21 protein-coding genes are annotated in these 22,925 nt (G+C 73.4%); 10 read left to right on the top strand and 11 right to left on the bottom strand.

The genetic code is table 11. The annotated features are described in order from the left end of the window. Window positions 1-168 precede the first annotated feature (168 nt). Entirely contained in the window at window positions 169-1,440 is a 1,272-nt protein-coding gene (locus ACFVYI_RS14070) for a family 16 glycosylhydrolase (RefSeq protein WP_387884761.1), read from the bottom strand. A gap of 349 nt (window positions 1,441-1,789) precedes the next feature. After that, complete coding sequence (locus ACFVYI_RS14075) at window positions 1,790-2,308, bottom strand: MarR family winged helix-turn-helix transcriptional regulator (RefSeq protein WP_387884763.1); 519 nt, start codon at window positions 2,306-2,308, stop codon at window positions 1,790-1,792. A gap of 209 nt (window positions 2,309-2,517) precedes the next feature. Between ACFVYI_RS14075 and ACFVYI_RS14080 the strand changes: the two genes are divergently transcribed. Then, the gene (locus ACFVYI_RS14080; protein ID WP_387884766.1) at window positions 2,518-3,756 is read left to right on the top strand and encodes an MFS transporter; all 1,239 of its coding nucleotides are present in this window, start codon (window positions 2,518-2,520) and stop codon (window positions 3,754-3,756) included. 257 nt (window positions 3,757-4,013) lie between these two features. Beyond that, on the top strand, window positions 4,014-4,958 hold the full coding sequence (locus ACFVYI_RS14085) for an ABC transporter permease (RefSeq protein WP_387884769.1): 945 nt from the start codon (window positions 4,014-4,016) through the stop codon (window positions 4,956-4,958). A gap of 54 nt (window positions 4,959-5,012) precedes the next feature. On the opposite strand, the gene ACFVYI_RS14090 is transcribed toward ACFVYI_RS14085, so the two are convergent. After that, complete coding sequence (locus tag ACFVYI_RS14090; RefSeq protein ID WP_387884770.1) at window positions 5,013-5,279, bottom strand: hypothetical protein; 267 nt, start codon at window positions 5,277-5,279, stop codon at window positions 5,013-5,015. A 185-nt stretch (window positions 5,280-5,464) separates the two neighbouring features. Between ACFVYI_RS14090 and ACFVYI_RS14095 the strand changes: the two genes are divergently transcribed. After that, window positions 5,465-5,914, top strand: coding sequence for an NTP pyrophosphohydrolase (locus ACFVYI_RS14095; protein WP_387884772.1), 450 nt, complete (start codon window positions 5,465-5,467; stop codon window positions 5,912-5,914). 113 nt (window positions 5,915-6,027) lie between these two features. Here the strand turns inward: ACFVYI_RS14095 and ACFVYI_RS14100 are convergent, their stop codons facing one another. Further along, window positions 6,028-6,642 carry a dihydrofolate reductase family protein gene (locus tag ACFVYI_RS14100; protein WP_387884774.1) on the bottom strand — a complete coding sequence of 205 codons (615 nt, stop codon included), beginning with the start codon at window positions 6,640-6,642 and terminating at the stop codon, window positions 6,028-6,030. Beyond that, window positions 6,639-7,556, bottom strand: a complete 918-nt coding sequence (locus ACFVYI_RS14105) for a metalloregulator ArsR/SmtB family transcription factor (protein ID WP_387884775.1) — start codon at window positions 7,554-7,556, stop codon at window positions 6,639-6,641. Before ACFVYI_RS14105 ends, ACFVYI_RS14100 begins: the two co-directional genes overlap by 4 nt. Before the next feature lie 243 nt (window positions 7,557-7,799). Here ACFVYI_RS14105 and ACFVYI_RS14110 point away from each other — a divergent pair, with 243 nt between their 5' ends. After that, window positions 7,800-8,222 carry a carboxymuconolactone decarboxylase family protein gene (locus tag ACFVYI_RS14110; RefSeq protein ID WP_387884778.1) on the top strand — a complete coding sequence of 141 codons (423 nt, stop codon included), beginning with the start codon at window positions 7,800-7,802 and terminating at the stop codon, window positions 8,220-8,222. Between the two features lie 147 nt (window positions 8,223-8,369). Here the strand turns inward: ACFVYI_RS14110 and ACFVYI_RS14115 are convergent, their stop codons facing one another. Continuing rightward, window positions 8,370-8,828 (bottom strand): MarR family transcriptional regulator, encoded by a 459-nt coding sequence (locus tag ACFVYI_RS14115; RefSeq protein ID WP_387884780.1) that lies wholly within the window; start codon window positions 8,826-8,828, stop codon window positions 8,370-8,372. Further along, on the bottom strand, window positions 8,825-9,319 hold the full coding sequence (locus ACFVYI_RS14120; protein WP_387884782.1) for a MarR family winged helix-turn-helix transcriptional regulator: 495 nt from the start codon (window positions 9,317-9,319) through the stop codon (window positions 8,825-8,827). The genes ACFVYI_RS14115 and ACFVYI_RS14120 overlap by 4 nt, the downstream gene beginning before the upstream one ends. A gap of 246 nt (window positions 9,320-9,565) precedes the next feature. On the opposite strand from ACFVYI_RS14120, the gene ACFVYI_RS14125 reads away from it, so the two are divergent. From ACFVYI_RS14125 to ACFVYI_RS14135, 3 genes are all read left to right on the top strand, one after another. Then, window positions 9,566-10,501 carry a SigB/SigF/SigG family RNA polymerase sigma factor gene (locus tag ACFVYI_RS14125; RefSeq protein ID WP_387884784.1) on the top strand — a complete coding sequence of 312 codons (936 nt, stop codon included), beginning with the start codon at window positions 9,566-9,568 and terminating at the stop codon, window positions 10,499-10,501. 229 nt (window positions 10,502-10,730) lie between these two features. Beyond that, window positions 10,731-14,750 carry a HAMP domain-containing protein gene (locus ACFVYI_RS14130; protein WP_387884785.1) on the top strand — a complete coding sequence of 1,340 codons (4,020 nt, stop codon included), beginning with the start codon at window positions 10,731-10,733 and terminating at the stop codon, window positions 14,748-14,750. Between the two features lie 69 nt (window positions 14,751-14,819). Beyond that, on the top strand, window positions 14,820-17,273 hold the full coding sequence (locus ACFVYI_RS14135) for a SpoIIE family protein phosphatase (protein WP_387884788.1): 2,454 nt from the start codon (window positions 14,820-14,822) through the stop codon (window positions 17,271-17,273). On the opposite strand, the gene ACFVYI_RS14140 is transcribed toward ACFVYI_RS14135, so the two are convergent. Both ACFVYI_RS14140 and ACFVYI_RS14145 read right to left on the bottom strand, forming a co-directional pair. Beyond that, complete coding sequence (locus tag ACFVYI_RS14140; protein ID WP_387884791.1) at window positions 17,260-18,003, bottom strand: NUDIX domain-containing protein; 744 nt, start codon at window positions 18,001-18,003, stop codon at window positions 17,260-17,262. The genes ACFVYI_RS14135 and ACFVYI_RS14140 overlap by 14 nt on opposite strands. Further along, window positions 18,000-18,383: a DUF4406 domain-containing protein gene (locus ACFVYI_RS14145; RefSeq protein ID WP_387884794.1), complete on the bottom strand. Its 384-nt coding sequence runs from the start codon at window positions 18,381-18,383 to the stop codon at window positions 18,000-18,002. The genes ACFVYI_RS14140 and ACFVYI_RS14145 overlap by 4 nt, the downstream gene beginning before the upstream one ends. A gap of 49 nt (window positions 18,384-18,432) precedes the next feature. On the opposite strand from ACFVYI_RS14145, the gene ACFVYI_RS14150 reads away from it, so the two are divergent. Continuing rightward, window positions 18,433-19,191, top strand: coding sequence for a DeoR/GlpR family DNA-binding transcription regulator (locus ACFVYI_RS14150; RefSeq protein WP_387884797.1), 759 nt, complete (start codon window positions 18,433-18,435; stop codon window positions 19,189-19,191). A gap of 72 nt (window positions 19,192-19,263) precedes the next feature. On the opposite strand, the gene ACFVYI_RS14155 is transcribed toward ACFVYI_RS14150, so the two are convergent. After that, window positions 19,264-19,839, bottom strand: a complete 576-nt coding sequence (locus ACFVYI_RS14155) for a TetR/AcrR family transcriptional regulator (protein WP_387884799.1) — start codon at window positions 19,837-19,839, stop codon at window positions 19,264-19,266. A gap of 157 nt (window positions 19,840-19,996) precedes the next feature. Here ACFVYI_RS14155 and ACFVYI_RS14160 point away from each other — a divergent pair, with 157 nt between their 5' ends. Then, entirely contained in the window at window positions 19,997-21,247 is a 1,251-nt protein-coding gene (locus ACFVYI_RS14160) for an MFS transporter (RefSeq protein WP_387884802.1), read from the top strand. 37 nt (window positions 21,248-21,284) lie between these two features. Continuing rightward, window positions 21,285-22,187, top strand: coding sequence for an MBL fold metallo-hydrolase (locus ACFVYI_RS14165; protein WP_387884804.1), 903 nt, complete (start codon window positions 21,285-21,287; stop codon window positions 22,185-22,187). Window positions 22,188-22,317: 130 nt separating this feature from the next. Here ACFVYI_RS14165 and ACFVYI_RS14170 read toward each other — a convergent pair whose 3' ends face one another. Beyond that, window positions 22,318-22,845: an NUDIX hydrolase family protein gene (locus ACFVYI_RS14170; RefSeq protein ID WP_387884831.1), complete on the bottom strand. Its 528-nt coding sequence runs from the start codon at window positions 22,843-22,845 to the stop codon at window positions 22,318-22,320. Between the last annotated feature and the right edge of the window lie 80 nt (window positions 22,846-22,925).

The raw sequence follows: 22,925 nt of genomic DNA on the forward strand, positions 1-22,925 counted from the left end.
CGCGGGAACCCACGGGGGCGCCCCGCGGGGCGCGGGCCCGGGGGCCGCCCGCCCGGTTCGGGGTGCCACCGAAATGGGGGGGGGCCCCCCCCCCCGGGGGGTCGGGCCACAGCCGTTTCGTGCGGTCGGGCGGCGCGGCGGGCGGGCCCGGTGCGACGACGGGGCGGGTCAGTGCTGCCAGACCCGCACGTAGTCGACCTGCATGTCGCCCGGCACCGCCGACGGGCCGCCGCCGTTCCAGACGGCGTTGTTGAGGATCAGGTACTGCGGCGACGAGCTGATGCCGCTGGTGATCTGCCCGACCTGCTTCCCGTCGTAGAAGTAGGTCACCGAACCCGGCTTCCACTCGGCGCCGTAGGTGTGCCAGCCGCTGTAGTTGCCGGTGGCGCAGCCGCCCGGGCCGCCGGACGGCGAGTGGTAGTGGTAGCAGGCCTGGCCGCCCAGGCCCTCCATGATGTCCATCTCGCCGTCGGCCGGCCAGTTGTGACCGTCCGTCCAGAACGCCGGCCAGTTGGCGATCTGCGAGCCGTCGGCGGGCAGGTAGATCCGCGCCTCGAAGGCACCGTAGGTGAACTCCGCCTTGCCGTTGGAGGACAGCATGCCGGAGCGGTACGGGTAGGTCTTGCCGTTGACCGTGGTCGGCTGCTGGGCGATGTTCAGGTGCAGCGAGCCGCCGCCGACGGTGGACTGCGACGGGGCGTAGGCCGCCAGCTCGATGTCGGGGTTGACCGGCTGCGTGGTGCAGGTCTGGCAGCCGAACCAGTTGGGCGTCCACTTGGCGCTGTCGACGCTGCTGCCGTTGAACTCGTCCGCGAACACCGGGCGCCAGCTGCCCGCGATGCCCAGCGGGCCACTGCCCGCGGCGGGGGTCGTGGGCGACGGGGTCGTGGTCGGCGTGGCGGTGGCCGTGGGCGTCGGCGTGGCGGTCGGCGTCGGCGTGGCGGTCGCGGTCGGCGACGGGGTCGGCGTGGGTGACGGGGTCACCGCGGCGCCGCCCGACGTGAACGTGCGGACCGGCGTCAGGTTGTGCCAGCCGTCCAAGGCCTTGTAGGCCACGAAGTACGTGTACGCCCCGGCCGGGAACGTCCGGCTCTTGGGTGTGAAGGTGGTCTGCCGGGTGTCCAGCGTGGTGGCGGTGGCCCCGGGGAAGTCGTAGTTGGCACCGCTCGCGGAGCGTACGGCGATGGTGAGGCTCTGCAGCTTGAGCCGCTTGCCCGCGTGCACCTTGGCGGTCGCGGTCACGGCCGAGTTCGGCGCGGGCGAGCCCGGCGTGATGTCGAGCGAGTCGACGGTGACCGGGCTGGTGGCCGCCTCGGACTGCGCCGCCCAGGTCACGGTGCCGGTGGTCACGGCCGCGGCCGCGAGTGCGGCGACGGTCAGCCGCTTCCAGGGCGCCGGTGTGGCCCGGCGGTGTCGAGTGTTCTTACGCAGGGTTGTCATGCTGTGGCAGTACCTTTCCTGCCCCCCTCGAGACGGACGGGCTCCATCCGCGGCAGGAGCGGAGGAGAGCCCGTCGAGGGGGGAGCCTGGGCGAAGCGACGCGTCCTTCGCAACCTGCGGACCGTCAGCTCGCACCGTTCCCGCCGGTCGGGCAGGGGGTTGTTCGCAGGGAAACCAGCAGGTCAGGACGGATGTCGGGGCCGCCGTCGGCAGCGGATGTGAGGTGCCGCACAGGTGACCGGGGCCACAGCGGCCGTCCGGTCAGCGGGGTGGTCCGCCCGATGCGCGGACGGGCGCGGACGGGACCCGGCCGGCCACCGCGGGCGGCCGGCGGGTGCGCCCCCGGGCCTCACGTGACGGCGGTGTCCCCGAAGGAGACGAGCAGCCGGCGCAGCATCCCGGCGAGCTCCTCGCACTCCGCGCGCTCGAACAGCTCCAGCATGCGGGCCTCGTGGGCCAGGTGGTCCGCGATGTACTCGCGGGTCACCGCCATTCCCTTCTCGGTGAGCCTGATCCTCACGGAGCGCCGGTCCTCGGCACCCCGCACCCGCTCGACCAGGCCCTTCGCCTCCATGCGGTCGATGCGGTTGGTGATGGCACCGCTGGTCACCATGGCGGCCTTGCGGAAGGCCCCCGCGGTCAGCTCGTAGGGCGGGCCCGACCGCTGCAGGGTGGCGAGGACGTCGAACTCGCCCAGTTCCAGGTCGCGTTCGGCGGCGAAGGCCTTGAGCTCCCTGTCGAGCGCCGTGCCGAGGCGCTGGAGCCGGCCGAGCACCTGCACCGGCCAGAGCCGGTCGGCCAGATCGGGGCGCTCCGTCACCCACTGCTGGACGATCTCGTCCACCGCGTCGCTGTCGCCGCCGCTCATCGCTCTCCCTCGGGTCGCTGCCGTGTCGCCCCGAGGATATCTCAACCTTAAAAGACTTGACGTTGAAAGATCGCGGGGTGTTTTATCTCAACGTTGAAACTCTCAGTCTTGAACGAACGGAGCGCGCCATGTCCGCGCCCCGGCCCGCCGCAGCCTCGTCCCCTCGTCCCCGGTCGGCCCGGGGCCCCGTGCCCGCTCAGGGAGTCACCATGTCCGCAGCCGTTCCCACCACCACCGCCACGGCCCGCACCGCACCACCCCGCACCGGCGGGGCACCGTCCACCCGGCCACCGGCCGCCCTCTGGCTGGCCCTGCTCGCCACGCCCATCGCCATGGGCGCCAACGCACCCGTGCTGATCCTGCCCGACATGGCCCGCTCGCTCGGGGTCTCCACCACGACCGCGACCTGGCTGGTCACCGTCTTCGCCTGGGCGATGACCATCGGTACGCCGCTGTTCGCCGCCCTGATCAGGCAGCGGGGGCTACGACCGACCCTCGTCGCCAGCGGGGCGGCCGTCCTGGCCGGCACCGCGCTGCTCACCACCTCCCCCTGGCTCCCCCTCATGCTCGTCGGGCGGGCCGTCCAGGCAGCCGGCGGCGCGGGGCTCGTGGCGGTGGCGATGAACCTGGCCGGTTCGGCCCGGCGGATGGGGGTCATCACCGCGGGGTTCGGGGTGCTCGGTGCCTCCGCGCCCCTGCTCGGCTCACGGATCGCGGACGCGCTCTCCTGGCGGCCGGCCCTCGCGCTCTCCACCCTCGCACTCGTCGCGATACCCGCCGTCTGGCGTCACGCACACTCCGCCCGACCCGCCGACACCCCCTTCGACGCCACGGGGGCCGGGCTCGTGGTGGCGCTGGCCTCGGCGCTCGTCCTCCTGCCCACCGCACCGCTCGCGGCCGCCGGCGCCGCCCTCGCCACCGCCGCCCTCCTCGCGGTCCACGTGCGACGCCACCCCGACGGCTTCGTTCCGACCGCCCTGCTGCGCTCACGCGCCTTCGTCGGATCCGCGCTCCTCGCCTGCGCCTTCTCGACCTCGTACTTCACCCTCCTGTTCAGCCTGCCGCGGCTGATCCAGCAGCGGACGTCCTGGAGCACGGACCTCATCGGCACCGGGCAGCTCATCGCCCTGCTGATCGGCTCGGCACTGTCCTGGCTCCTCGCCGCGGCCTCCGTGCGCCTCGGCCACCGCGCGGTCCTCGCCCTCCTGATCACCCTCGCCGTCCTCGCCCCGCTCACCGCGGCCCTCGCCACCTGGCCGCTGCTCCTCCTGTGCACCGCCACGGCGGCCGTGTTCGTCTCCGCCGGCAGCAACGCCGTCCTGTCCCTGCACGCCGCCAAGAGCGCGCCCCAGCACCACCGCCCCACCGCCATCGGCCTGTTCGTCCTCTGCTACCAGCTCGGCGGCGCGCTCGGGCCCGCCCTGGCCGCCCTGCTCGTCCTGACGTAGCACCACCCCGAGCCCGCACCGGCGCCGCCGGCCGGGGCCTCCCCCGGCCGGCGGTCCGCGCAACGGGGCGGCGCACCCCCGCACGTCGCTCCCTGTACGACTGAACCGGGCCCGCCGACCGCCCCGTTCCTCACTTCAGGGCAACGCCGTCCCGCCCCCGCCACCGGGCCACCGGTCGGCCGGCCCCGGGCAGGCGGACCCGGTCGACAGCCCGGCTCCTCCCGCCCTCCTCGCCCGCCCGAACGTACGGAGGTCCGATGGGCCGCTATGTCATCCGCCGACTGCTACAGGCGCTCCCGGTGCTGATCGGCGCGACGTTCCTGCTCTACGCCGTGGTCTTCGCGCTGCCCGGCGACCCGGTGCAGGCGCTGGCCGGCGACAGGCGCGTCAATCCGCTCGTGGCGGAGATGATCCGCCAGAAATACCACCTGAACGACCCGTTCCTCCTCCAGTACTGGTACTACATCTCGGGGGTCTTCCAGGGCGACCTGGGCGAGAGCCTGACCGGTCGGTCGGTCGGCGACATGATCGGCGAGTCCTTCCCCTACACCGTGAACCTCTCCCTGGTGGCCTTCGTCATCGAGGCGGTCATCGGTGTCCTGGCGGGCGTCCTGGCGGCACTGCGCAAGGGCGGCTTCCTGGACCAACTGGTCCTGGTCAGCACGCTGTTCGTGATCTCGATCCCGGTCTTCGTCACCGGCTTCGTGCTCCAGCTGCTGCTGGGCGTCAAACTCAAGACCGACTACGGTGTCGACTTCTTCCCGGTCTCCTTCAACGACGAGGACGGGCTACGGGCCTACCTGCTGCCCGCGTTCGTACTGGCGTCCACCTCACTGGCCTACGCGGCGCGGCTGACCCGCACCAGCCTGATGGAGACCATGCGCGCGGACTACGTCCGCACCGCGGTCGCCAAGGGCCTGAAGCGCCGCCGGGTGATCGGCCGACACGCCCTGCGCAACGCGCTGATCCCGATCGTCACCTTCCTCGGCGTCGACCTCGGCGGACTGATGGGCGGCGCGGTCATCACCGAGAGCATCTTCAACGTGCACGGCATCGGCGGCCTGCTCGCCCGCGCCGTGTACCAGAAGCAGGGCACGATCATCATCGGCGTGGTGACGCTGCTGGTACTGGTCTACCTGCTCACCAACCTGCTCGTGGACCTGCTGTACGCCGTGCTCGACCCGAGGATCCGCTACGAGTGACGGGCCCTGCCACCGCGGACCGGCGGCGGCAGGGCCCTGGTCCCTGCTCCTCGGTCAGCGGTCGACCGTGCTGGGAACGACGTTCGGCTCGGGGCGGATGGTCACGGGAGGAAGGGTGATCACCGGCCCCAGCGGGTGGCAGCCGTCCCAAGCGATCAGGTGGCCGGGCGGGCAGCTGGTCGGTGGCGTCGGCAGCGTCGGCACCGGCCTCGGCCCCGGAGTCCAGGCGCCCCCCTGGCCCTTCGGGTCCTCGGTGGGGGTCTTGGCCGGTGCCTCGGCGGGGGTCCCGGCGGGCGCCTTGACGGGCGACTTCGAGGACACCGGCTGGGCGGATGCCAGCAGTCGGCGATCGGGCCGGACGGGTCGGGCCCGGGCTGTCCGCCGCCTGCTCCCGTCCACCGCCGGTTCCGCGCCGACGCCCTGTGACACCGGGCCCTCATCGCGGGCGCGTCTCCACCGCTCCCCGGGGCGGCGGGCGAGGGCCGGGCGTGGCAGGCTTGCGGGCCATGGGTGAGCGTGAGGTCGGCGGGGCGGACGGGTCGGTGCCGCTACTGGTGGTGGATGCCGCCAATGTGGTGGGTTCGGTGCCCGACGGCTGGTGGCGGGACCGCCGGGGTGCGGCCGAGCGGCTGCGCGACGCGTTGGTCGTCGTCGCGCGGCACGGACCGGCGGAGCGGGACGGGGTGGGTGCCGGACCGGTGGAGGTGGTCCTGGTCGTGGAAGGCGCCGCCCGCGGGGTCGCCGCGGTGCCCGGGGTCCGGGTCGTCGCCGCGCCCGGGTCCGGCGACGACCGGATCGTCGGGCTGGTCGAGGAGGCGCTGGCCGCCCGGCCGGGGCGGGACTGCCGGGTCGTCACCGCGGACCGCGGCCTGCGGGCCCGTGTCACCGCCCTCGGCGCCCGAGTACTCGGTCCGCGCACGGTGTGGCCGGCCCGATCGGCCCCGTCGCAGGGTTGAGCCGTCGACCGCGGGGCCCGGCCCCGGCCCGGAACGGCGAACACCACCGTCGCGGCCGCCGACGATGAACGCCGGTCCCGGCCCCGGGCGGGCGACCCCGAACGGGCGGGGGCTCAGCGGACCCGGTCGTAGACGACGGACAGCGTGCCGTGCTCGCCCGCGGTCTGGCTGACGAGCGCCCACCTGCCCGCGGGCAGACCGTCGTCGAAGAGGCGCGGCCCAGCGCCGAGGAAGAGCGGAAAGACCGTCAGCGCCAGCCGGTCGACCTGGTCGGCCGCCAGCAGCGCCTTGATGACGCTCGCACTGGAGAGCACGAGGATGTCGCCGCCCTCGGTGGCCTTGAGGTCCGCGACCACCTCGGCGGTCGGTTTGTCGACAACGGTCGTCCGCTCCCACGGCGCCTCGCCGGGGGCCGACTCGCCGAGGGTGGAGGAGAGGACCACCTTGTCGGTGTCGACGAGCCACTGCGCGAAGCGCTTGTCGCGCGGGTCGACACCCGCCATGCCGACGACGGTGGGCCAGAAGCCGAGGAACCCCTCGGCGTTGACCCGACCGAGCAGGGCCGTCGTCGCCGGCTCCCAGAGGCTGGTCAGGTGGTCGCGGGCGACGTCGGTGTGGGCGTACGGCATCACCCAGCTCATGTCCAGGGGGTCGCGCCCGGCGTAGTGGCCGTCGAGGGAGACGCTCATGTTGGTGACGACCCTGCGGCCTGCGGTCTGCTCAGTCATTTCGTCGTCCTCGGGTCGGTGTCGGTGCCTCGATCGGCATCGGTGTCGATATGGGTGGCGGTGCCGTGCGTGTCCGCCTGCGCGTCTGCGGCGAGGGTGGCCGCGAGCTTGTCGAGGCTCTGGCCGAAGCCGATCTCGATGCCCGCGATGAAGTCCGCGGAGTCGACGGTGCTGTCGGCGATTCGCCAGTGGACGTCCAGCTCCGTGCCCGACCCCGCGCTCGTGTCGGTGCCGGTCGACCGGAGGCCGAGTTCGACGTGGGCGGTGAACGCGGTGCCGCCGTCGGGGAGCAGCGGGGAGAGCCGGTAGGCGAGGCGCTCGCCGGGGCGCACTTCCTCGACGGTTCCCTCCGCGCGCCCGGCGACCGGGTCGGAGCCGTCGGTGTCCTCGGCATCGCGGTACTCCTGGACGATCCGGCCACCCGGTCGCGCCTCGAGGACGAGCTCGGAGACGCGGAGGTCGTCGGGCGTCCACCACCGGGCGAGCAGAGGGGCCTCGACCAGGTGGCGCCAGACCTCGTCGGGACGGCCCGGCAGCGACCGGAGGAATCGGAACGACCGGCCGTCGGCCCACCCCGACTCCCCCGCGGCGAGCCGCTCCGCGTGGACGCCGAGCGCGTAGCGGTCGTACGTCTCGCCCGGGCCGCCGGCCTGGTCCGCGGTGTCGGCCAGCCGGCTGAGCTCGGCCGCCAGATCCCGCAGGGGGCCGGACCGGAGCGCGTAGATGCGGCGCTGGCCGGTGCGCTGGGAGGTGACGACGCCGGCGCGTTCGAGGGCCTGCAGGTGCTTGGTCGTCTGCGGCTGCCGCGCTTCGGCGAGGCGGGCGAGAACCCCGACCGGGCGGGGCCGCTCGGCCAGCAGGCTCACGAGCCGCCAGCGGGCGGGATCGGCCAGCGCGGAGAGGAGTGCGTCCATGGAGACAAGTATTCTTCAGAGGGAATATTCGCGTCAAGGAATATCTTCTGGCCCGGTCGAGCCGTGCGATCCGCCGCGGGCGACGAGGGCCCACGGCCGGGCGTCGCGGGTGGCGGCTCCCGAGGCGGCCAACGGGCGGTCGGCATGTCGGAGTTGAGTTCGAGCGCACTCCAAGTTCTACGGTCTTGCCAGGACCGGACACCACGAGAAGGTGCCGACGCGCCACCGAAACGGAGCAACGCCATGACCATCTCCCCGAACGCCGCCGAGACCCGGCAGGACCGCTACGAGCGCGGCATCGAGATGCTGACCCGCATCGACGGCGAGGCCGGGCAGCGGGTGGTCGACGCGCTGGCCGGAATCAGCCCCGAACTGGGCCACCAGATCGTCGCCTGGGGATTCGGCGAGATCTACCAGCGCCCCGGACTCGCGCCGCGCGACCGCCAGTTGGTGACCCTGGGCATGCTCACCGCGCTCGGCGGCTGCGAACCCCAGCTGGACGTCCACATCAACGCCTCCCTCAATGTCGGCCTCACCCCCGAGGAGATCGTCGAGACGCTGCTGCACTCCGCCGCCTACTGCGGCTTCCCGAAGGCCCTCAACGCCACCTTCGTCGCCAAGAAGGTCTTCGCCGAGCGCGGCCTCCTGCCGGTCGCGGCCGACTGAGGCCCGGCCCCGGACCCTGCGAGCCGGACGGCGCGGGGGCCGGAGGGCACGGAGGCCGGACGGCGCGCCGAGGCGGTCCACGAACCCGCCGCCACCGGCCGGCCACGGACCGCCCGCGGACCCGGCCGGGCCGGTCGCGCCGGTCGGTCAGTCGGTCAGCGCCGCAAGCTCCGCGTTGGCGCGCTCCGCGACCAGGGCGAGGACGCGACCGGCGGCGGCGAGGTCCTCGGCGGGTATCGCGCCCCAGATGCGGGCGGTGACGGGGGCGGTCTGCGCGCCGACGGCGGCGAGCAGCTCGCGCCCCGCGCCCGTGGGACGCAGGTGGGCGCCGTCCGCCACGAGCAGCTGCTCGGCCAGCAGCGCGTCGAGGGTGGCGCGGACGTCGACCGGATCGGCCTTGAGGGAGCCCCGGACCTGGGCGACGAGCTGGTCCGCCGTCCGCGGGGCGTCGGCGGTGACGGCGGCGCGCAGGGCGACCTGCTGCTGGAAGGTGATGCCGTGCCGGGCCAGGACGTGCTCCAGGACGCCGCGGGCGGCGTAGTGGGCCAGGCCGAGGGCGCGGGCGTCGGCGACGGGCGCGGCGGCGGTGACTGCGGCGGTGGTCATGGTGTTGCCCCCTGAGTGCTGTCGTCGTTCGGTGGTGATGGCGCGAGAGGTACGTCGAGCAGGGCCGTCAGCTCGTCGGTGAACGCGCGCGCCCGTGGCGCGTCGAGGCCGCCGAGCGGCTCCAGCAACTGCCGATGCAGCTCCTGGACCACCGCGACGGCCTGCCGCGTGACGGCCTGGCCCTGCTCCGTGAGGGCGAGCTGCACGGCGCGCGGGTCACGGGGGTCGCGGGTGCGTTCGATCAGACCGGCCGACTCCAGCGCGCGCGCCAGCTTCGAGACGTAGAGCGCCTCCAGGCCGGTGTGATCGGCGAGCCGGCGTTGACTGGGCCGCTCACCGGCGCGCTGCATGCCGTGCAGCGACGCGACCAGCGAGTACTGCGCGTGGGTGAGGCCCAGTGGAGCCACCGCGCGATCGACCGCGACGCGCCACTTGTTGGCGAGCCGCCATACCAGGAAGCCGGGCGTGGGGCCCGTTGAACCCTTGCTCATGCGATATAGAGTACATGGCTACTATGTCCATGGCTACTATTTTGCGGCGGCACGACCGTCCGGGGTGACCGCGGCGGCGTCCGCACGCGGGCGGACCTCCCGGCGGAGGCGGTCGAGCAGCCCGCCGGAATGTGGCGACGACGTGGAGATGATGGGGCCTCATGGCGAAGAGGGGTCTGTTCGGGGCGAGGCGGGGCACGTGAGTCCCGTCGTCCCGAGCGAATGATCACCAGCAGAGGAGAGAGCATGCCGACCGTCGCGTCCCGCCCTTCGACCACTGCCCGCACCAACGGCTCTTCGACCCTCGCAGCCGGTCCGGTCGTGATCGGTGCCGAGGTGACCGGTTCAGCCGACTTCGCCCGGGTGGCCGCGCAACTGGGGATCGCGGCGGACCGGCCGGCGCAGGTGTGCCCGGCGGACGCGCGCGAGCTGTCGAAGGTGCTGTTCGCCCGCCTGCGCGCGGCCGAGGAGGGCACCGCCGAGTACTCGTACGTACGCGGCACCCTGGTCGAACTGAACATGGCCCTGGTGAAGTTCGCGGCGAGCCGGTTCACCCACCGCAAGGAGCCGGTCGAGGACATCATCCAGGTCGCCACGATCGGCCTGATCAAGGCCATCGACCGCTTCGACCCGTCGTTCGGGGTCGAGTTCTCCACCTTCGCGCTGCCGACCGTGCGCGGGGAGATCAAGCGCTTCTTCCGCGACACCGGCTGGATGGTGCACGTCCCCCGCCGCCTGCAGGAACTGCGTCTGACGCTGGCCAGGACCAGCGACGCGATGGAGCAGCTGCTGGACCGCGCTCCCACCCCCGCCGAGCTGGCCGCGCACCTGGACCTGACCGAGGACGAGGTGCGCGAGGGCCTGATCGCCTCCCGGGCGGAGAGCGCCGGCTCGCTCGACGCCCCGCTGCCCGGAAAGGACCGGGCGGACGGCGGCGACGCGCTGGGCGACCGGATCGCGCAGGAGGAGGGCGCCTTCGAGACCGTGCTCTGCCTGGAGACCCTCAAGCCGCTCATCGCCGCCCTGCCGGAGCGCGACCGCGCCATCCTCTCCCTGCGCTTCGGCGCCGAACTGACCCAGGGTGAGATCGGCCGCCGGCTGGGCATCTCGCAGATGCACGTGTCCCGGCTGCTCACCCGCATCCTGGCGGGCCTGCGCGCCGAACTCCTGGCCGAGGCCTGACCCCGCCGGGAGCCGGGAGAAGCCGCCACACCTCGGCAGGCCCCAGGGGCAAGGAGCGGGCCCGCCCGGGGGTTCGCCCCCGTCGAAGCGGGTGCGGTAGCGTCCCTGGCGGTACGGACGGGTGCCCGGCACGGCTTCGTGACACGGCCCCTGGTCGGGTGCGGAGCCGGGGCGGGCGTTGACTGTGACGGGCCCGCGGCCCGGCGCCCTACGAGGAAGCGACGTCCCGATGGCCGGCACGACGAAGCCGCAGGCACAGCGCACGACGAGCGGCACCGCACAGGTCGACGAAGCGGACCTGCGGCGCCTGCTGGCCGGGCTGACCGCCGTACGCGACGGCGACTTCGGAACCCGGCTGCCCGGCGACGCCGACGGCCTGCTGGGCGAGATCGCCACCGTGTTCAACGGCATGGTCGACCAGCTCTCGCTGTTCACCTCCGAGGTGACCCGGGTCGCCCGGGAGGTCGGCACCGAGGGCCGGCTCGGCGGACAGGCGGCGGTGCCCGGCGTGTCGGGGACGTGGAAGGACCTGACCGACTCCGTCAACGCGATGGCCGGCAATCTCACCACCCAGGTCCGCGACATCGCCCAGGTCGCCACCGCCGTCGCCAAGGGCGACCTCTCCCAGAAGATCGACGTGGACGCGCGCGGCGAGATCCTGGAACTCAAGAACACCGTCAACACCATGGTCGACCAGCTCTCCTCCTTCGCCGCCGAGGTGACCCGGGTGGCCCGCGAGGTCGGCAGCGAGGGCCGGCTCGGCGGACAGGCCCGGGTGCCGGGAGTCGCGGGCACCTGGCGGGACCTCACCGAGTCGGTCAACGTGATGGCCGACAACCTCACCGCCCAGGTCCGCTCCATCGCCGAGGTGACCACCGCCGTGGCCCAGGGCGACCTGTCGCAGAAGATCCGGGTGGACGCCCGCGGCGAGATCCTGGAGCTGAAGGAGACCATCAACACGATGGTCGACCAGCTGTCCGCGTTCGCGGACGAGGTGACCCGGGTGGCCCGCGAGGTCGGTACCGAGGGCAACCTCGGCGGCCAGGCCACCGTCCGCGGCGCCTCCGGCACGTGGAAGGACCTCACCGACAACGTCAACGTGATGGCCTCCAACCTCACCGGCCAGGTCCGCTCCATCGCCCAGGTGGCCACCGCCGTCGCCAAGGGCGACCTGTCGCAGCAGATCAACGTGGAGGCCAAGGGCGAGGTCGCCGCGCTGGCCGGCGTCATCAACACCATGGTCGACACGCTCTCCGCCTTCGCGGACGAGGTGACCCGGGTGGCCCGCGAGGTCGGCACCGAGGGCACCCTCGGCGGACAGGCCCGCGTCCCGAACGTGGCGGGCACCTGGAAGGACCTCACCGACAACGTCAACTTCATGGCGCACAACCTCACCAGCCAGGTCCGCAACATCGCCCAGGTCACCACCGCGGTCGCCAGGGGTGACCTCACCCGCAAGATCGACGTGGACGCGCGCGGCGAGATCCTGGAACTCAAGACCACCATCAACACGATGGTCGACCAGTTGAGCGCCTTCGCCGCCGAGGTGACCCGGGTGGCCCGCGAGGTCGGCAGCGAGGGCCGGCTCGGCGGACAGGCCGAGGTCGAGGGCGTCTCCGGCACCTGGAAGCGGCTCACCGAGAACGTCAACGAGCTGGCCGGCAACCTCACCCGCCAGGTGCGCGCGATCGCCGAGGTCACCGGCGCGGTCGCCGAGGGCGACCTGACCCGCTCGATCACCATGGACGCCTCCGGAGAGGTCGCCGACCTCAAGGACAACATCAACTTCATGGTGGAGTCCCTGCGCGAGACCACCCGGGCCAACGAGGACCAGGACTGGCTCAAGTCGAACCTCGCCCGGATCTCCACCCTGATGCAGGGCCGGCGCGACCTGCCCGTCGTCGCCGAACTGATCATGGATGAGATCACCCCGCTCGTCTCCGCCCAGTACGGCGCCTTCTACCTCGCCGAGGACGCCGGCGACTCCACCTTCCTCACCCTGATCGGCTCCTACGCCTTCCCGGTCGGCACGACCGCGACCCGCTTCAGGCTCGGCGAGTCCTTCGTGGGCCAGGCCGCCCGCAGCCGGCGCACGATCGCCGTCGACCGGCTGCCGGCCGGCTACGTGAGCGTCTCCTCGGGCCTGGGCCGGGCCGAACCGACCTCGCTGATCGTGCTGCCGATCGTCGTCGAGGGCCAGGTGCTGGGCGTCATCGAGCTCGCCGCCGTGCAGGACTTCACCGCGGTGCACCGGGCCTTCCTCGAACAGCTGATGGAGACCATCGGCGTCAACGTGAACACCATCGTCGCCAACGCCCGCACCGACGAGCTGCTCGGCGAGTCCCAGCGCCTTACCTCCGAATTGCAGGTCCGCTCCGCGGAGCTCCAGGCCCGGCAGGAGGAGCTGCAGTCCTCCAACGCCGAACTGGAGGAGAAGGCCGCCCTCCTGGCCGCCCAGAACCGGGACATCGAGACCAAGAACCTGGAGATCGAGCAGGCCCGGCAGGAACTGGAGGACCGCGCGCACCAGCTGTCCCTGGCCTCCACCTACAAGTCGGAGTTCCTGGCCAACATGAGCCACGAGCTGCGCACCCCGCTCAACAGCCTGCTCATCCTCGCCCAGCTCCTCGCCCAGAACCCCACCCGCAACCTGACGGCCAAGCAGGTCGAGTACGCCGGGATCATCCACTCCGCCGGCTCCGACCTGCTCCAGCTGATCAACGACATCCTCGACCTGTCCAAGGTCGAGGCCGGGAAGATGGACGTCACCCCGGAGCACATCCCGCTGCGCAAGCTGCTCGACTACGTCGAGGCCACGTTCCGGCCGTTGACCAGCCAGAAGAGCCTGACCTTCCAGATCACCACCGGCGCCGGCGTGCCCTCCGCACTGCTCACCGACGACTACCGGCTGCGGCAGGTCCTGCGGAACCTCCTGTCCAACGCGGTGAAGTTCACCGAGCGGGGCGGCGTCGACCTGCGCATCGAGGTCGCGGACGACGCGCGGGTGCCGGAGGCCGCCCGCCGCGACGACGGCCCGGTGATCGCCTTCCACGTCGTGGACACCGGCATCGGGATCGATCCCCAGCACCTGGAGAGCGTCTTCGGCGCGTTCCAGCAGGCCGACGGCACCACCAGCCGCAAGTACGGCGGCACCGGCCTGGGCCTGTCCATCAGCCGGGAGATCGCCTTCCTCCTCGGCGGCGCCATCACGGCCCGGAGCGCTCCGGGCCGGGGCAGCACCTTCTCGCTCTACCTGCCCGCGGCCCGGGCGGAGTTCGTCGTACTGGGCGCCGAGGACCCGCAGGAGCCCGCGGGCCGGGGCCCGACCGAACCGGACCGGCCCGACCCGGCGGACCCGGCCGGCCGACCCGGCGCGCCGGAGGCCGTCCAGCCCAAGCGGCTGCTGGTCATCGAGGAACGCCGGCGCGGCCTGCTGTCCCTCGTCGCGGAGAGCGCCGTCGCCGACCTGGCCGGGCGGGCCGACCTCGGCGGACCCGGCGGCGCCGTCGAGGTCATCACCACGGTCGGCGCCCGGGAGGCGGCCGAGACGCTCGCCACCACGCCGTGCCACTGCGTGGTCCTGGAGCTGGACCTGCCGAACGGCGCGGCGCTGGACTTCCTGGAGGAGATGGCACGGGACGCCGCGCTGCACGGCATGCCCGTCCTGGCCCACGACAACCGGCGGCTCGGCACCGAACAGGAGCGGCTCCTGCAGCGCCGCGCCGCCACGCAGCCGCTGGAACTGCTCTCCAGCCTGGACGAGTTGCGCGAGCGCATCGCCCTGCACCTGAGCGCGGACCGGCCCGGCGAGGTGCTGCCGCGGGTGCGCGCCGAGGACACCGCCACCCCGCTCCCCCAGGACGTCGACGGCTCGCTCGCGGGCCGCACCGTGCTCGTCGTCGACGACGACGACCGCAACCTGTACGCCCTCACCGGGATCCTGGAACTGCACGGCATGCTGGTCCTGCAGGCCGAGAACGGACGCGCCGCGATCGACACCCTCACCCGCAACGCCGGTGTCGACCTGATCCTGATGGACGTCATGATGCCGGAGATGGACGGCTACGCGGCCACCACGGCCATCCGTGCGATGCCCGCGTACGTCGATCTGCCGATCATCGCCGTCACCGCGAAGGCGATGATCGGCGACCGGGAGAAGAGCCTCGCCTCCGGCGCCAGCGACTACGTCACCAAGCCGGTCGACGCGCACGACCTCATCGCCTGCATCCAGCGGTGGCTGCGCCCGTAGGGGATCCGACCGCTCCGTCCGACACCGTGCACCCCGAGGAGGGACCGAGTGCAACCCGAGGAGGGACCGATGCGCGACCGCCGACCGCCCCGGGGCGCCGACGACCGCCCCCACCCCGCGGCGAACCGCGGCGACGCCCCGGACCCGCCCACCGCGTCCGCACAGCCCGTCATCGTCCAGCGGACACCGGACGACCATCTCCCGGAGAAGCCGCTCGACTCCGGCGTCGTCGGCCGTCTGACCGTCACCGTCGAGCGACTGCGCCGTGAACTCACCGTGGCGCGGGCCGAGGCCGACGGCCGGGCGCTGGTCGAACTCGCCAAGGGAATCCTGGTCGAGCGGCTGGGCTACGGCCCCGCCGACGCCCTCCGACAGCTCGAAGACCTCGCGAGCCAGTCGAACCTGTCCGTGCTGGAGCTGGCGGCCGACCTGGTCAACCAGGCCTCGCACGACCGGATCGCCGACGTCGCCCGCGAGTTCCTGGCCTCCACCGGCGAACCGTCCGTGGGCGTTCGGCTGCGCAGCGCCGAAACCGGCATGCTCGGCGCCGACGACGTCCAGGCGGTCGCCCAGTCCGCCCTCGAACACGCTCTGCGGCCGCTCGGAGCACAGGCGGTGGCGATCTGGGCGGCCAACTCCGACCAGTCCCTGACCCTGGCCGGCAGTGCCGGCTTCGCCGACGAGGAGGCGATCCGCTGGCGTCACGTCCCGCCCGGTGTGCCCGTCCCGGCCCGCCGCGCACTGACCGAACGCGGCCCCGCGGTCTACGAGTCGCTGGCCGCGGCGGGGCTGCCGTCGATCGGTCAGCGGGAGTTCGGGGGCGGACGGCTGGCGGTGCCGGCCGGAGCGGGCGGCCGGATCACCGGTGTCCTGGAGGTCTGCTGGAGCGGCGACCTCCCGCCGCAGTCCCAGTCACTGCAACGGCAGTTCGAGGCGCTCGCCGAGCTGTGCGCCACCGCCCTGGAGTCCCGGCCGGCCGCCGGTGACGGCAACGGCGTCGACCCGCAGACCGCCGACCTGCTGGAGCTGGTCCACGGCCTGCACGATCCCTGCCTGGTCATGCGACCGGACGTCGACGCGACCGGCCGGGCTACCGACTACCTGATCCTGCACGTCAACCCCCACTTCGAGGACTTCGCCGGCCGACCGCGCAGCGCCGTCGTCGGCGCCCGGCTGCTGGAGGCCTACCCGCTGGCCGCCGAGCCGGGCGGCCTCTTCGAGAAGATCGAACACGTCCTGGCGACCGGCGAATCGTTCCGCTCGCCGGGGATGAGCCTGTCCGCGCTCGTCGACGGCGTCCCGCTGACCACCCGGGCCCGGGTGAGCATCAGCCGGCACGGGACCAGCGCCGTCGTCATCTGGCGGACCGAGGACGGTACCGCGCGCGTCGCCAGCCTGCTCCAGCACGCCCAGCGGCTCGGGCGCATCGGCGGCTTCGAGGAGAACCTGCACACCGGCGAGATCGTCTGGAACGACACCCTGTTCGACCTCCACGGCCTCGCGCCCCACGCCGACCCCGTCCCGCTGGAACGCCTGCCCGCCCACGCGCACCCCGACGACGGCCACACCATCGGCCGGTTCCTGCGCACCCTGCTGCACCACCGGCGGCCCGCCTCCACCGCCTTCCGCCTCCAGCGCGCCGACGGCATCGCCCGGCACATCCGGGTCGTCGCCGAGCCCGTCCTCGACGCCGACGCCCGCATCAGCGCCGTCCGCGGCGCCTACCAGGACGTCTCCGCCCAGCACTGGACCGAGGTCGCGCTCGCCGCCACCCGCGACCAGCTCGCCCACACCGAGCAGCAGGCCGCCGAGCGCAACCGGCTCGCCCTGCAGCTGCAGCACGCCATCATGCCGCCCAGCCGCGGCCCGCTGGACCTCCACGACCTGAACGTGGCGGTGCGCTACCGGCCCGCCGAGAAGGACCACCTGGTCGGCGGCGACTGGTACGACGCCCTCGCGCTGCCCACCGGCCAGGTGCTCCTGTGCGTGGGCGACGTCGCCGGGCACGGCATCGAAGCCGCCACCGGCATGGTCGCGCTGCGCAACGCCCTGCGCGGACTGGCCGCCACCGGAGCCGGCCCGGGCCAGCTGCTGGGCTGGCTCAACACCGTGACCCACCATCTGACCGACAACGTCACCGCGACGACCATCTGCGCCCTCTACCAACCGCGGACCCGGGCCCTGCGCTGGGCCAGGGCCGGCCACCTCCCTCCCATCCTGGTGCGCGACGGCCGGGCGACCGAACTGCCCACCGTCTCCGGGATCCTGCTGGGCGCGATCGACCAGGCCGACTACGAGGAGGGCGAGATCCGACTGGAGGCCGGAGACACCCTGATGATGTACACCGACGGCCTGATCGAGCGCCGGGACCGCTCCCTGGAGCAGTCGCTCCACGACCTGCTGACCACCGCCGGGAACGCGGACGGCCTCACGGAACTCGACCGCCGGCTCGACCACCTCCTGCGGTACAGCAGCTCCGACACCGACGACGACACCTGCCTGATCGGGGTCACCGTCCGCTGACCGACGATCCGCCGGTGGGGCTCCCCGGCCGCGCCACGGACGCCGGTGGACGGATGGGGCCGGCCGGCACGGGGGCGAAGGGCCCGTCCAGGGCCGCCCACTGCAGCAGCAGGATGGTCTTCCCGTCGGCTATCCGTCCGTCGCGGGTCATGGCGAGGGCCTCGGCGAAGGGGAGTTCGAGGACCTCGATGTCCTCGCCGTCCTCCTCCAGCCCGCCGCCGGTCCCGGTCCGGTCCGCCGGGGTGTAGGCGGCGGCGAAGAAGTGCAGCCGCTCGGTGACGGAGCCGGGGCTCATGTAGGCGTCGAGGACGTGGGTGAGCGGGCCGAGCGCGACGCCGAGCTCCTCGGCGCTCTCGCGCCGGACGGCCGTCGGCGGGTCGTCCGCGTCGAGCAGCCCCGCCGCGGCTTCGACCAGCATGCCGTCGGGGTGGTCGTTCACGTAGGCCGGGTAGCGGAACTGGCGGGTGAGCAGGACGCAGCGGCGTTCGGCGTCGTACGGCAGGACCACCGCCCCGTTGCCGCGGTCGTAGGTCTCGCGCTGCTGGGTGACCCAGCGTCCGTCGCGACGGCGGTGGTCGAAGGTGGTGCGGCGCAGTACGTGCCAGCCCCGGGAGGTGAGTTCGACCTCGCGGATCACGACGTCGGGGTTGCGGTCCAGGCCGCGTCCGGCGCTGTCGAGACCGGTGCGGCCACGGTGGTCGGGGCTGTCGATGCCGGGGCGGGGCGTCACGCGGCCTCCTCGGGTGCATGAGGCGGGATCTGTGCCACGTCGTGGTAGACGGGCAGGCCGCGGCGGCGGGCGGTGGCGACGTCCTGGTCGGCTCCGGCGGAGGCGCCGGGCAGGCGCAGCACGGCGTCGCAGTGCGCGAGCAGACGTTCGGCGGTCGGGTAGAGCACCTGGTCGGCGAGCGGGTCGGTGGGACCCACGCCGGCCGAGCGCAGGACGGGCAGGGCGACCCACTCCCCGATCACGGGGAGGTGGCCGGTGGCGAACACGGGCCACGCGGCCGCTTCGAGACGCGCGAGGTTGGCGGCCATGGCCTGTGGGTCGCCGTCGGTGCCGGAGCGGTATGGCCCGGCGATCAGGATGAGCATGGGCTTGTCGGTCATGAGGCGCTACGATACATGCAGAAACAGGCAAGAACAGGAGAGAATGCGGATGCTGGCTGCCGAACGACGCGACCACATGCTGGGCCTGCTCGCCCGGGAGGGCAAGGTCGTCGCCAAGGACGTCGCCGCCGAGCTGGGAATATCCGAGGACAGCGTGCGGCGCGACCTGCGCGATCTCGCGGCCGAGGGGCTCTGCCAGCGGGTCTACGGCGGTGCACTGCCCGTCTCGCCGGCCGTGGCGGACTACGCGGCCCGGCAGGCCGTGGCCCCCACCGGCAAGCGCAGGGTCGCCGCCGTGGCCGCCGGGCTCGTGCGGCCGGGTGGCGCGCTGATCCTCGACGGCGGCACCACCGCCCTCGCCGTCGCCCACGCCCTCCCGCCGGACCTCGCCTGCACCGTGATCACCCACAGCCCGACGATCGCCGCGGCCCTGCTCGACCACCCGACGGCGGAGATCTTGCTGCTCGGGGGCCGCATCTTCAAGCACTCGGCCGTCGCCTGCGGAGCCGCCGCGGTCGAGGCCGCCCAGAACGTCTCCGCCGACCTCTGCCTGCTCGGCGTCACGGGCGTGCACCCGGAGGCGGGCCTGACCACCGGCGACGCCGAGGAGGCCGCGATGAAACGCGCTCTGGCCGCACGGGCCGCGGACACCTACGTCCTCGCCTCCTCCGAGAAGATCGGCACGGCCTCGCGGTTCCGCGTCCTGCCCTGGGAGGAGGTCAGCGGCCTGATCACCGATGCCGACCCCCGTGACGCGATCGTCGAACAGCTCGCGGCGCGCGGCGTGGAAATCCTCACCACCGGCTGACGCCGCCGTGCGGCGACCTCGCGCCGGCGAGCGAGAAGCGGCCGGGCGAGAGCGCCGGGCTCCGTCGCCCGGTCAGCGGCGGGCTCCCCCGCCCGGGCCGAGGAGCTCGGTGACGAGCCGGCGCGCGTACGCGGCGTCGAGGCCGGCCGGGCGGAAGAGGATGCGGTACATCAGGGGGGCGACCACGCGGTCCATGGTCGCCTCGACGTCGGGAGCGTTCTCGCCGCGGACGCCCGCCCGGGCCAGCACGACGTCGAGCTGTTCGGCCGCGTAGGCCGAGCACCGGCCGGCGTTGCTGCCGTCCGGGTCGCCGAGCAGGGCGTCGCGGATGTAGGCGCGGCCCGACGGGGACGCCATCTCGTCGAGGAACCGTTCGGTCCAGGCCGTCAGGTCGGACCGCAGGTCACCGTGGTCCCCCGGCTCGGCGTCGGGCCGAAGCCGCTCCACCGCGACGTCCGACAGCAGCTCCTGCAGATCGCCCCAGCGACGGTAGATCGTCGACGGGGTGACTCCCGCGCGCTGGGCGACCAGCGGCACCGTCAGCGCGTCGCGGCCCACCTCCGCCATGAGTTCACGCACAGCGGTGTGCACCGATGCCTGCACCCGGGCGCTGCGCCCGCCGGGGCGCACCATCTGCTTGCGGCTCATGACACCACCTTAAAGCACAGTACTTGCGTTTAGGGGGCACCCGCCTCGAAGTCACCGCGCACACTCCCCACCCCAAACGCTAAGGGATTGCTTTAGTCGGCCGCAGGCTCTACGGTCAGCTAAAGCAAACACATTGCGTTTACCGCGAAGGAGCCCCATGCCCAGCGTCCTCGCCGACGCACTCGCGCACCGTCCCCTCCGGATCGCCCCTGCCCGCGCGACTTCCTTCGTCCTCAACGCCTCGATCCTGGTGGCCCTCCTGGCGGCGTCCAGTGCCCCGACACCGCTGTACCCGCTCTACCAGGACCAGTGGCACCTCTCCGCGCTCGCCGTCACGGTGGTCTTCAGCGCCTACGCCCTGGCCCTGCTGCTGGCCCTGCTCACCACCGGGGCACTCTCCGACCACCTGGGGCGACGCCCCGTCCTGCTGGGCGCGCTGATCGCGGAGGCCGGCTCCATGGTGCTCCTCGCCTCCGCGGACGGCGCCGGCTCCCTGACGGCCGCTCGGGTCGTGCAGGGCGTGGCCACCGGCGCGGCCACCGGCGCCGCGGGCGCGGCCCTCCTCGACATGGAGGACCCCCGGCGCCCGGGCCGGGCCGCGCTGGCCAACACCATCACCCCGGTCGCCGGGATGGCCGCGGGCGTCCTCGCCGCCACCCTCCTCGTCCACTTCGCGCCCGCCCCCACCGTCACCGTCTACCTCCTGCTGGCGGCGCTGTTCGTCGCCCAGGCGATCGCGGTCACCTTCACCGCGGAGACGGCCCACCGTCGACCCGGCGCGCTGAGGTCGCTGCGCCCGAGGCTCTCGCTCCCGCCCACCGTCCGCCGCGCCCTGTCGACCGCCGGCACCGGGGTCGTCGCCGTCTGGGCACTGGGCGGCTTCTACTCCTCCCTCGGGCCGGGCCTGGTACGCCTGGTGGCGCCCGACGCCCCGCAGGCGGCCCGCGGCATGGTCTTCTTCACCCTCAGCGCCGCCGCGGCCCTCACCGTCCGGGCGTTGCGGCGCACGGCCCCCCTCGCCACCGCGATCGGCGGATGCCTGGCCGTCCCACCCGCCGCGGCCCTGACCCTGAGCGGACTGCACGGCGCCGGACTGCCCGCCGTCTACGGCGGCGCGGCCCTGGCCGGGATCGCCTTCGGCGCCGTCTCCCAGGGGGCGATGCGCCTGATACTCGCCTCGCTCGACGAAAAGGACCGCGCCGCGTCCCTGGCCACCTACTACGTCCTCAGCTACCTCTCCATGAGCCTGCCCGCGGTCGCCGCCGGAGCCGCCGCCCAGCGCTTCGGGCTCGGGACCGCCACCCACGCCTACGCCCTCGTCGCCGCCCTCCTCGCCGTGGCGGCCCTGGCGGCACTCGCCGCGTCACGGCGCGCAGCGGCCCGCCCCGCCGACGACCACCTCCGCTGACCAGCGCAGCCGACAAGAACAAGGGAAACGACCGACCATGCAGACTTCCCCCGCCGCTCCCCTCCCCTCCTGGACCGTGGGCGACGTCACCGTCCACCGCGTCGACGAGGTCCTCCTGCCGCCCGCGACCGGACCGTGGCTGCTGCCCGACGCCACCCCCGAGCTGGTGACCGCGCAGAGCTGGCTGCACCCCCACTTCGCCGACCACGAAGGCATCCTGCACCTCGACAGCCACAGCTTCGCGTTCACCGTGGGCGGGCTGCGCGTACTCGTCGACACCGGCATCGGCAACGGCAAGCAGCGGGCCAACCCGGCCTGGCACGACCTGCGGACCGACTACCTGGAGCGCCTCACCGCCGGCGGATTCGCCCCGGACTCCGTCGACCTGGTCGTCCTCACCCACCTGCACGCCGACCACGTCGGCTGGAACACGCGGGAGGTGGACGGCGAGTGGGTCCCGACGTTCCCCCACGCCCGCTACCTCACCTCCCGTGCCGAGCGGGAGTTCTGGGCCGGCTACGACATGGAGGAGGCACGGCGGCAGATGTTCCGCGACTCCGTGACGCCGGTCGAGCGGGCGGGTCTGCTGGACCTCGTCGACGTCCCCGCCGGGGGTGTCGAGATCGTCCCGGGCGTGCGCCTGCTGCCCACGCCCGGACACACCCCCGGGCACGTCGCCGTCGAGCTGACCAGTTGGGGCGAGACGGCGCTGATCACCGGTGACTGCATCCACCACCCGGTCCAGCTCGCCCACCCCGCCGTCGGCGCCTGCGTCGACATCGACCCGCGGCAGTCCGAGGCCTCGCGCCGCGAGTTGCTCTCCGCCCTCGCCGGCACGGACGCCCTCGTCCTCGGCACCCATTTCGCGCCGCCCACCGCCGGCCGCGTGATCGCCCACGGCGACGCCTACCGGCTGCTGCCCGCCCCGGCGGCGGGCTGACCGGGAGTCGCCGGCTCCGCGCCGGCCCCGGAGGGTCATCGGTGCCACGCACTGACACCGGGGCCGCCGAAGTCGCCCCCGCGCCGAGGTCGGGACGGACGGCGGCACGCCGACGGCGTGCCGCCGGGGCTCAGGTCAGGCAGCCGACATGTGCGAGGGCCCGCCTGAGCAGCGCCCCCTGCCCGCCGGGCATCTCCTGCTGCACCAGGGGCGATGCGGCCTCCTCCGGGCTGAACCAGACGAGGTCGAGCGCGTCCTGTCGCGGCCGGCAGTCACCGGCCACCGGGATGATGTAGGCGAGGGACACCGCGTGCTGGCGGGGGTCGTGGAACTCGGTGACGCCCAGGGTCGGAAAGTACTCGGCGACGGTGAACGGCTGCAGCGAGGCCGGGATCCGGGGCAGCGCCACCGGGCCGAGGTCCTTCTCCAGGTGCCGCAGCAGCGCGTCGCGGATCCGCTCGTGGTACAGCACCCGGCCCGAGACCAGTGTGCGGCTGACCGTCCCGTCCGGACCGATCCGCAGCAGGAGCCCGATCTGGGTGACCTCACCGGCGTCGTCGACGCGGACCGGCACGGCCTCGACGTACAGGATCGGTATCCGGGCCCGCGTGGTCTCGAGTTCCTCGGGGGCGAGCCAGCCTGGCTTGGTTTCCGTCATGTCAGACATTGGCTGATCGTACGTTCCCGCGCCCTCCCTCGGCTGCCGCCCCGCTCGGCGGCCGCTCCGGAATCGGTCAC

It is taken from the genome of Kitasatospora sp. NPDC058218 (genome assembly GCF_042882445.1).
Classification (GTDB): Bacteria; Actinomycetota; Actinomycetes; order Streptomycetales; family Streptomycetaceae; genus Kitasatospora.

Bases quoted from the DNA above. Each gene is read 5' to 3' on its own strand.
- ACFVYI_RS14070 (WP_387884761.1), bottom strand. From the start codon at position 1,440: ATGACAACCCTGCGTAAGAACACTCGACACCGCCGGGCCACACCGGCG.
- ACFVYI_RS14075 (WP_387884763.1), bottom strand. From the start codon at position 2,308: ATGAGCGGCGGCGACAGCGACGCGGTGGACGAGATCGTCCAGCAGTGG.
- ACFVYI_RS14080 (WP_387884766.1), top strand. From the start codon at position 2,518: ATGTCCGCAGCCGTTCCCACCACCACCGCCACGGCCCGCACCGCACCA.
- ACFVYI_RS14085 (WP_387884769.1), top strand. From the start codon at position 4,014: ATGGGCCGCTATGTCATCCGCCGACTGCTACAGGCGCTCCCGGTGCTG.
- ACFVYI_RS14095 (WP_387884772.1), top strand. From the start codon at position 5,465: ATGGGTGAGCGTGAGGTCGGCGGGGCGGACGGGTCGGTGCCGCTACTG.
- ACFVYI_RS14100 (WP_387884774.1), bottom strand. From the start codon at position 6,642: ATGACTGAGCAGACCGCAGGCCGCAGGGTCGTCACCAACATGAGCGTC.
- ACFVYI_RS14105 (WP_387884775.1), bottom strand. From the start codon at position 7,556: ATGGACGCACTCCTCTCCGCGCTGGCCGATCCCGCCCGCTGGCGGCTC.
- ACFVYI_RS14110 (WP_387884778.1), top strand. From the start codon at position 7,800: ATGACCATCTCCCCGAACGCCGCCGAGACCCGGCAGGACCGCTACGAG.
- ACFVYI_RS14115 (WP_387884780.1), bottom strand. From the start codon at position 8,828: ATGACCACCGCCGCAGTCACCGCCGCCGCGCCCGTCGCCGACGCCCGC.
- ACFVYI_RS14120 (WP_387884782.1), bottom strand. From the start codon at position 9,319: ATGAGCAAGGGTTCAACGGGCCCCACGCCCGGCTTCCTGGTATGGCGG.
- ACFVYI_RS14125 (WP_387884784.1), top strand. From the start codon at position 9,566: ATGCCGACCGTCGCGTCCCGCCCTTCGACCACTGCCCGCACCAACGGC.
- ACFVYI_RS14130 (WP_387884785.1), top strand. From the start codon at position 10,731: ATGGCCGGCACGACGAAGCCGCAGGCACAGCGCACGACGAGCGGCACC.
- ACFVYI_RS14135 (WP_387884788.1), top strand. From the start codon at position 14,820: ATGCGCGACCGCCGACCGCCCCGGGGCGCCGACGACCGCCCCCACCCC.
- ACFVYI_RS14145 (WP_387884794.1), bottom strand. From the start codon at position 18,383: ATGACCGACAAGCCCATGCTCATCCTGATCGCCGGGCCATACCGCTCC.
- ACFVYI_RS14150 (WP_387884797.1), top strand. From the start codon at position 18,433: ATGCTGGCTGCCGAACGACGCGACCACATGCTGGGCCTGCTCGCCCGG.
- ACFVYI_RS14155 (WP_387884799.1), bottom strand. From the start codon at position 19,839: ATGAGCCGCAAGCAGATGGTGCGCCCCGGCGGGCGCAGCGCCCGGGTG.
- ACFVYI_RS14160 (WP_387884802.1), top strand. From the start codon at position 19,997: ATGCCCAGCGTCCTCGCCGACGCACTCGCGCACCGTCCCCTCCGGATC.
- ACFVYI_RS14165 (WP_387884804.1), top strand. From the start codon at position 21,285: ATGCAGACTTCCCCCGCCGCTCCCCTCCCCTCCTGGACCGTGGGCGAC.
- ACFVYI_RS14170 (WP_387884831.1), bottom strand. From the start codon at position 22,845: ATGACGGAAACCAAGCCAGGCTGGCTCGCCCCCGAGGAACTCGAGACC.